The following is a 4,706-nucleotide window of genomic DNA, read 5'->3' as shown; positions in this document are numbered from 1 at the left end:
ACACTGCTTACATTGATACTTTTGTTTAGCCTGCTTATTCATACCAAACTTGTATAGTTTATCAGAATTACAGCGTGGGCATTTTATATTAGTTTTGCTCATTGTTCTTCTCTCCTTTTCGAAGGGGGTATTATTTAGTATCGCAAACCTATTGTATTTCCTTGGGCTGAGAAGAGCAATGTTCATATAACTTAACAGATCGTATTTTATTATTAGGGGTAAGTGGAGTAATATGTTAGTAGATAGAGAAAAAGCTCTAAGAGCATTTAATGATTATGTAGAAAAATATGATATAAATAATGAGAAAATAAGACTTAAAACAGAACATACTTATCGTGTATGTGAGCTGTGTGAAAAGATAGCATTAAGTTTAAAGTTAAGTGATGAAGAAGTTAATATAGCATGGCTAACAGGTCTTCTTCATGATGTAGGTAGATTTGAACAAGTAAAGAGATATGGAACATTTAATGATCCTAAGTCTGTTAATCATGCTAAATTAGGTAGTGAAATTCTATTTAATGATGGAATAATAAGAAATTTTATAGAAGATATGTCTGAAGATAATCTAATAAAATGTGTTATTGATAATCATAACGCATACAGAATAGAAGAAGGTATTTCTGAAAGATATAAGACATTTTGCAATATACTAAGAGATGCAGATAAGATTGATATATTTAAAGTAAATGCTATAATTCCAGCAGAGGAAATTTATAATGTGACAAATGAAGAGTTGTATTCTTCAGAAGTTACAAAAGAAGTTTTAGATAATTTTAAGAGAAGAGATACAATCTTAAGAACATTGAAAAAGACTGCTGTTGATAATGTTGTTGGACATATTTCTCTTATATTTGGGCTTGTATACGATGAAAGTATAAGAACGGTTGAAAGGCAAGGATATTTAAAGGAGCTTATTGAATTTAAATCGGAGAATGAGTCAACTAATAAACAATTTGATGAGATTAGAAAAATTGTAAGAGAGTATATTGAAGAAGTTTAGAAAAATGGCAAGTTACAAGTGATAAGTTAAGGGTGAAATAGATAGCAGTTTATTTAAATTATATTTATTTGCTAACTTATCACTTGTTGCTATTAAGTAAATACATTAAGTCTTTGAAGTATTGAAATACTAAAAATTACATTATATTTATAAAGCAGTATATAAAGTTATTTACCACTATCACCGTAATTTGATAGCACTCTTGCGCTAGGGTCGCTTACGTCACAGCCTTCCCAGGATTTATTTGGCATCCAAAAGTCGTGAATCATTTCGGCTTGATTTGGATAGTGTTTTTCAAAAATCTCTCTATATAATAAAGATTCCTTTGTAAATGGCTTAGCATGATAATTGTACTTTTTAGAAAGATATTCAAATTCATCATCAGAATATTTTAATTCTGCATATTCTTTTAAATAATCTACCATAGAATGACCTACAGCATCACTGAAAGCAGCTTTTTCACGATATAATATACTAAATGGTAGATATTCATCTTCAAAAGCATGTCTTAATAAATATTTTCCCATGTTATATTTATTTAATTTCTTTTCTGGATTAATTGACATAACATATTTTACAAAATCTAAATCACCAAATGGAACTCTTGCTTCTAAGGAATTGGAGCTTATACATCTATCAGCTCGAAGTACATCGTACATATAAAGTTCTTTTACTCTTTTTACTGATTCTTTTTGAAACTCTTCTGCATTTGGAGCAAAATCTGTATACTTATATCCAAATAATTCATCAGATATTTCACCCGTTAGTAGAACTTTTACATTAGAAGTTTTATGAATTTGCTTACATAACAAGTACATACCTATACTTGCTCTAATAGTAGTAATATCAAAAGTACCAAGGATTTTAATAACTTCATCAAGAGATTCAAGAACATCTTCTTTTGTCATATAAAAAGCTGTATGGTCACTATTAATATAATCAGCAACTTCTCTAGCATATTTTAAATCTATTGCATCTTCACTCATTCCTATACAGAATGTCTTTATTTGTATATTAGGATGTAATTTTTGAGCAATAGAGCAAACTAACGAACTGTCTAATCCGCCACTTAATAAAAAGCCAACAGGAGCATCTGCATCCATACGCTTCTCAATAGCAGTAACTAATTTATCATGAATATTACTGCAAATTGTATCTAGGGTATCATCACAATAATCATGGTCTAAAGCTGTAATGTCGCAATAGCAAGTGAATTTACCATCTGCATAATAATGACCAGGTGGAAATGGTATGATTTTATGGGTTAAACCAACTAAGTTTTTTGCTTCACTAGCAAAGAGTATTTTCCCAGAGTTAGAATAGCCATAAAATAAAGGTCTAATTCCTATAGGATCTCTAGCAGCAATATAAGAATCTTTTTTACTATCATAAATAACAGTTGCAAACTCAGCATCTAATTTAGAAAACATATCTAGTCCATACTCATAATACATTGGAAGTAGAATTTCACAATCACTATTAGAAATAAATTTGTACCCTTTAGAAATTAAATTGTCTTTAATAGCGCGAAAACCATATATTTCCCCATTACATATGGCAGCATCATTATTATTAGTGAATGGTTGCATTCCACTATGGCTTAAATCCATAATGGAAAGCCTTTGAAATCCCATGATACCAGATTTAAGATGTAGAAACCTTGTCATATCTGGGCCTCTAGTTTCTGTTCTTTGTAATGCTTCTTCAAATTTTTCAACTTTAATGTCTGTGCCAGTATAACACATAATTGTACACATAGTACAAGCCCCCTTTTTAAATATAAAAATAGCCTCAATTCATCTTAATATATAGGACGAATTGAGGCTTATCCGCGGTACCACCTAATTTACCATAAAGGTCTCTCTTTCCAGCAAGTACTGGTATCTATGTAACGTATAGAATACGGCGTACCTACTATTTCTCATCAAAAACAAACATAATGCTTGTATTTTAAAAAGAAATTTCAGATTGCAGCTACGGAGTGTTATTCAAAAAAACTCTGCCACTGGGTTTACACTGTCTCCAGCTCACTGTAGGTGAATATTTTTTTTACTTGTCTCCATCATTGCCTTTCAAACAATTTTCATAAATATAAAGTTTGCTAAAGTAAGAGTAAAGACTTTTTTAAAATCAAATAGTTAAAAAAACTGTAATAATATCACTAGTTTTTAAGATATATTATGCAAGTTTTAAAGATGTGTGAACAAGAAAAAGAGATATATAGCAATATATACAATGTTTCGAACAATATTTACCTATTAATCGTAGAGAAAGCAATATATAATGAGAATGAAAATGTTAACAATTAAACAATTAGGGGGAAGAAAAATGAAGAAAAGATTAATAGCTGCTTTAGCTATACTTACACTTGCTTTCGGATTAACTTCATGTACAACAGAAACAAAAGATAAAGGAATTGAAACAACACAACCAGTAGTAGAAACATTTGCTGCTGAGTATGAAATGAAAGGTACTACATCAGCAGGAAAGCCTAAAAATGATACGTTTATCTTTGAAGGAACTACTGAGGATGGAATTATTACAGAATTAAATTTCGATATTATCCGTAATAAAGGTACAGAAGGAGAATATTCTAAAAAAGATATAATGGGATATCAAATGAATGTTTCTGATGTACAAATTGAAAAAGTTGGAGAAGATTTTAAATTAACAAAGTTAAGCGCTGCTGGTTATGATCCTGCTTTTGAAGGTGGACAATATATGATAACAGCATCAGCAGATATTATTAACGATACAACTAAATTTAAAGATTTAACTTTTATAAATCTAGCTACACAAGGTGAATTAGAATTTGATAAAGCCATTGCTGGTTACAAATATGTAGCTGTAGAAGCTGGAATTGAAGATTTAAATGAAGATACTTTAGTTAAAGACATAATAGCTAAATATGATTTACATAAGGATGGTTCTTTTGTAGAAGGAACTAATAGAATTTCTTTTGCAGGGTTTAATGGTGGAAGAAGCTATGGAGAACAAATCGATGCTATAGCTATTCATATATTAGATAGTAAAATGACATTAGAAGATGTTTACGAAATGTTCAAAACAATTAACCAAATAGACCAACCAATTGAAGAAAGAGATGCAGTATCAGGAGCTACTATTTCATTTGTTGGAGATTTCCAAAGAATGGTTTATGTTGCTATGAATGGAGAACTTTTTGAAGGTGTTGTAACACATACAATAACAGATGGAAATACAAAGGTAGAAGTAGTTACTCAAGGATACGGTGGAGAAATAGAAACTCACGTAACATTTGATAGTACTGGTAAAATTATAGAAATAAAAGTTAGGGATGCTAATGAGACAGATGGTATAGGTGCTGTATTAACTACTGAAAATTCTGAGTTTATAAATGCTTTAGTAGCAGGACAAGATAACTTAGAAGGTGTTGAAGTAGTATCAGGAGCTACAAAAACTTCTGAAGCTTTAGTTAAAGCTGCTAACTTTGCAGTAGAATATTACAAAGGTTTATAATATGAAAATAAAAAGGGGCTGTCTCTGAAATGATTTTTAAAATCATTTCAGTAGACGGTCTTTTTATTTTTTATTCATATATTTATATGAAATTATTTCTAAATGAACAAGTTTTTTGACACGACAAATAGGAGGTTATAAGCCTCCTATTCTCTGTAAAAATATACCTTTACGCTATTTTCTTTTCATGCAATAATATACCATTTCT

The 4,706-nt window shown here is 30.0% G+C and carries 4 protein-coding genes and 1 other annotated feature; of the genes, 2 read left to right on the top strand and 2 right to left on the bottom strand.

Annotated elements, in window-relative coordinates:
* A partial coding sequence (locus H8S10_RS17660) for an IS1 family transposase (RefSeq protein WP_347707662.1) occupies positions 1–102 on the bottom strand: 102 nt, incomplete at its 3' end.
* A 130-nt stretch (positions 103–232) separates the two neighbouring features.
* Between H8S10_RS17660 and H8S10_RS17655 the strand changes: the two genes are divergently transcribed.
* Positions 233–1,000, top strand: a complete 768-nt coding sequence (locus H8S10_RS17655) for an HD domain-containing protein (RefSeq protein ID WP_186839730.1) — start codon at positions 233–235, stop codon at positions 998–1,000.
* A 167-nt stretch (positions 1,001–1,167) separates the two neighbouring features.
* Here the strand turns inward: H8S10_RS17655 and asnB are convergent, their stop codons facing one another.
* Positions 1,168–2,757, bottom strand: coding sequence for an asparagine synthase B (asnB, locus tag H8S10_RS17650; protein WP_186839729.1), 1,590 nt, complete (start codon positions 2,755–2,757; stop codon positions 1,168–1,170).
* Positions 2,758–2,806: 49 nt separating this feature from the next.
* Positions 2,807–3,075 (bottom strand) — a binding site (T-box leader).
* Between the two features lie 253 nt (positions 3,076–3,328).
* Here asnB and H8S10_RS17645 point away from each other — a divergent pair.
* A complete protein-coding gene (locus tag H8S10_RS17645; protein ID WP_055266275.1) occupies positions 3,329–4,498 on the top strand; it encodes an FMN-binding protein in 1,170 nt (389 codons plus the stop codon).
* Positions 4,499–4,706 lie beyond the last annotated feature (208 nt).

Source organism: Clostridium sp. NSJ-49 (assembly GCF_014287725.1).
Lineage (GTDB): Bacteria > Bacillota > Clostridia > Clostridiales > Clostridiaceae > Clostridium > Clostridium disporicum_B.
Note: the sequence above shows the minus strand (reverse complement) of the source record. Positions and strands in the feature narration are given on the sequence as shown.

Coding starts and splice junctions, on each gene's coding strand:
- H8S10_RS17655 (WP_186839730.1), top strand. CDS start 233: ATGTTAGTAGATAGAGAAAAAGCTCTAAGAGCATTTAATGATTATGTA.
- asnB (WP_186839729.1), bottom strand. CDS start 2,757: ATGTGTACAATTATGTGTTATACTGGCACAGACATTAAAGTTGAAAAA.
- H8S10_RS17645 (WP_055266275.1), top strand. CDS start 3,329: ATGAAGAAAAGATTAATAGCTGCTTTAGCTATACTTACACTTGCTTTC.